At 62.4% G+C, this 4,084-nt stretch carries 2 protein-coding genes; both read right to left on the reverse strand.

Translation table 11 applies throughout. The features are described from left to right. Positions 1-273 precede the first annotated feature (273 nt). Positions 274-3,657, reverse strand: coding sequence for a pyruvate carboxylase (locus FPZ47_RS26710; protein ID WP_144957217.1), 3,384 nt, complete (start codon positions 3,655-3,657; stop codon positions 274-276). Between the two features lie 219 nt (positions 3,658-3,876). Continuing rightward, positions 3,877-4,084 (reverse strand): transposase (locus tag FPZ47_RS26715; protein WP_210420026.1); only part of this gene is annotated, 208 nt, incomplete at its 5' end.

The following is a 4,084-nucleotide window of genomic DNA, read 5'->3' on the forward strand; positions in this document are numbered from 1 at the left end:
TGCCACACGCTAATTGTCCCCTACCGCAGGGCGAATCCGGCGAAATGACTCACCCAATTACCGAAACATCTTTAAGCTAAACTGCGATCGTCGGATTCTGCCAATGGTGGAACACGAGCAGGGTAACTATCGGGCAGTCACCTCCGCTGAGGTGCCGTGAGCCGATAATCTCCGGTATCTCCAGTATCGTTCAGTGAAGGGATTCCCGGTTAAGGCCGCTCACCTGAGGCAGGCAGAGTAGCTCACGGGCGTTGTCCTGATCGACGGCGGTGCTCACCCGATCACCACCAAGAGATCACCACCTTCAACATGAGAGATCTGCGCCACCGCGACCTTTAGGACCTTACCGGCTATGGGGGTAGTGATGGCAGCTTCCATTTTCATCGCTTCGATCGTCGCGATCGTCTGTCCGGCCTCGACTTGTTCGCCGACGTCGGCAGTGACCGTCACCACGCCGGCGAACGGGGCGGCGATATGGTTCGGGTTGTTACGATCGGCCTTCTCGGCTGCGGGCACGACGGTAGCGATGCTCCGGTCGCGCACCATCACAGGTCGGAGTTGCCCGTTGAGAATGCACATCACGTTGCGCATGCCGCGTTCGTCGGGATCAGAGATGGCCTCCAGGCCGATCAGCAACTCCACACCGCGCCCTAGTTCGACGCGGTGTTCGTCACCCCGGCGCAATCCGTAGAAGAACTGGTTGGCGCTGAGCTGGGATGTGTCACCGTACTTCTCACGGTGGTCCTCGAATTCCTTTGTCGGGCCAGGGAATAGTAGCCGGTTCAGCGCCGCCTGGCGTTCGACGCCCGGGGAGGCCAACGCCTTTTCGTCTTCCGCCGTCAGCGGCTGCTCGCGGTTCGCTGGACGGCGGCCCTCTAACGCCGTGGAACGCAAAGGCTCGGGCCACCCACCGGGTGGATCACCGAGTTCGCCGCGTAAGAAGCCGATGACTGAGTCCGGGATGTCATAGCGGGCTGGGTCGTCGGCGAAGTCTTGCGCGCTGACCCCGGCGCCAACTAGCGCCAAAGCCAAATCGCCGACCACCTTGCTCGTCGGAGTGACCTTGACCAGATGTCCGAGGATGGCGTCGGCGCCAGCGTAGGCGTTTTCGATGTCCTCGAACCGGTCGCCGAGCCCCAGCGCAATGGCTTGCTGGCGGAGGTTCGATAATTGGCCGCCCGGAATCTCGTGGTCATAGACACGTCCCGTCGGGGCCGGAAGCCCGGATTCGAAGGGCGCGTAAACCTTTCGGAGCGCCTCCCAGTAGGGCTCCAGATCGCACACCGCAGCTAGCGACAACCCGGAATCGTACCGGGTGTTGGCCGCGGCAGCCACAATCGACGACAACGCGGGCTGGCTGGTGGTTCCTGCAAGCGGGGCCGCGGCACCGTCGACAGCGTCGGCCCCTGCATGCCAGGCCGCCACGTAGGTTGCCAGTTGTCCGCCCGGGGTGTCGTGGGTATGTACGTGCACCGGGACGTCGAAACGGGACTTCAGTGCCGAGACCAGCGTCGCGGCGGCCGGTGCGCGCAACAGCCCGGCCATGTCCTTGATGGCCAGCACGTGTGCGCCCGCGTCGATGATCTGTTCGGCCAGCTTCAGGTAGTAGTCCAAGGTGTAGAGATTTTCGGTTGGATCCGACAAATCGCCGGTGTAGGACATCGCCACTTCAGCGACCGCACTGCCGGTTTCGCGAACGGCGTTAATGGCAGGACGCATCGAGTCCACGTTGTTCAGCGCGTCGAAGATCCGGAAGATATCGATGCCGGTCGCTGTCGCTTCGGCGACGAATGCCGTCGTGACCATTTCCGGATAGGGCGTGTAGCCAACGGTGTTGCGTCCACGCAGCAACATCTGCAGGCAAATGTTGGGTATGGCTTCGCGCAGGGCTGCCAACCGCTCCCATGGATCCTCCTTGAGGAACCGAAGCGCCACATCATAAGTCGCGCCGCCCCAGCACTCCACTGACAACAACTGCGGCATGGTCCGCGCGATGTAGGGCGCCACCTTGATGAGGCCGCTGGTCCGGACCCGAGTGGCCAGCAACGATTGATGCGCATCGCGGAATGTGGTGTCCGTGACGCCGATACTGGGCGAATCACGCAGCAATGCCGCGAATCGCTCCGGCCCGAGCTCGCTTAGAAGCTGCTTGGACCCTGGCGGCGGGCTCGCCGCCAGATCGATGCCGGGAAGCTTGTCGTGCGGGTAGACCTCGGATGGGCGATCGCCGTGCGGTTTGTTAACTGTGACATCGGCCAGGTAACTAAGAATCTTGCTACCGCGGTCGCCCGAAACGCGCGCGGCGAGTAATTGTGGGCGCTCCTCGATGAACGACGTCGTGATCTGGCCGGCTTTAAAGTCCGGGTCGTCGAGGACCGCCTGTAGGAATGGGATATTCGTTGAGACGCCGCGGATGCGGAACTCTGCTACAGCACGCCGGGCTCGACGCACGGCCGTCGCGAAGTCGCGTCCACGGCAGGTCAGCTTGATCAGCATGGAGTCAAAGTGGGCGCTGATCTCGGCTCCCAGAGTCGTTCCGCCGTCCAGTCGGATGCCCGCTCCGCCGGGAGTGCGATAGGCGGTAATGCGGCCGGTATCCGGGCGAAAGTCATTGGCAGGGTCCTCGGTGGTAACCCGGCACTGCAGCGCCGCGCCGTGCGGGATGATCGAATCTTGGCTTAAGGAAATATCTTCTAGAGTTTGCCCGGAAGCGATTCGCAGCTGGGCGGATACCAGATCGACATCGGTGATCTCCTCGGTGACCGTGTGCTCGACCTGGATGCGCGGATTCATCTCGATGAACACATGGTTGCCCCGCTCGTCGAGCAGGAATTCCACGGTGCCCGCGCCGGTGTAGCCGATGCTTCGCGCAAACACTACTGCATCCGTGCAGATGCGTTCGCGAAGTTGCGGATCCAGGTTGGGTGCCGGTGCGATTTCGATCACCTTCTGGTGCCGCCGCTGCACACTGCAATCTCGTTCATAGAGGTGGATCACATTGACGTGATTGTCAGCCAAAATCTGGACTTCGATATGTCGGGGGTTGATCACCGCTTGCTCGAGAAATACCGAGGCATACCCGAATGCGGATTCGGCCTCACGGCTGGCCGTCTCGATCGCTTCGGGGAGTGCTGCCAGGTCGCTGACCCGGCGCATCCCCCGGCCGCCTCCACCGGCGACTGCCTTGACGAACAGCGGAAATACCATAGACTCAGCGGCTGTTAGCAGTTCGTCGACCGACGTCGAGGGCGCCGAGGAGGCTAGGACGGGCAGATCCGCCGCCCGCGCTGTTGCGATCGCCCGCGACTTGTTACCGGTGAGCTCCAAGACCTCCGCACTCGGTCCGACAAATGTGATGCCCGCCGCCGCGCACGCCGCTGCCAGGTCGGGATTCTCCGACAAGAAGCCGTAGCCGGGATAAATCGCATCGGCTCCACACGCAATTGCTGTCGCTACGATCTCGTCGATCGACAGGTAAGCGCGGACGGGGTGACCCCGCTCACCGATCTGGTAGGACTCGTCGGCTTTAAGCCGGTGCACGGAGTTGCGGTCCTCGTAGGCATAGACCGCGACAGTGGCTATTTCTAGTTCGTACGCCGCCCGGAACGCGCGAATCGCGATCTCGCCGCGATTGGCAACTAGAATTTTAGCTAACATGGTGTTGATGATAGGCCGCGTTCTTGAAGCCGTTGGGTAAACCTCAAAATTTCACGGTAGCCCGAGTTTTCCCCGTGGTGGCTGTTGAGGTCACGAGTTGAGCTTGATTTCCGGTTTCTGGGTAGGCGGCGCCGCCGCGTGTCGTGCGGTGACGCCGGGTTCCTTGGTCCCGGGTTGGCTGCTCCTTCCTTTGGGTCGATTGGACAGGGTGCCCGTGGGTCAGGGGATGGCGCGGACTCGGTTGATAGCGTCGGCGAATTCCTTCGCCCAGGGCCAGGTTTGGGGGACCCGCAGGATCAGGTAGCGGGATCGTTTGACCAGGCGGGCCGCCGCGTGCAGCAGCCGGTAGCGCAGGGTCGCCGGTTCGGCTTTGGCCAGCGGACCGTCCAAGAGCAGCAGCCGCATCCAGCACAGCAGGTCGATGGCC

Origin of the sequence: Mycobacterium helveticum, assembly GCF_007714205.1 — a bacterium.
GTDB classification, from domain to species: Bacteria; Actinomycetota; Actinomycetes; order Mycobacteriales; family Mycobacteriaceae; genus Mycobacterium; species Mycobacterium helveticum.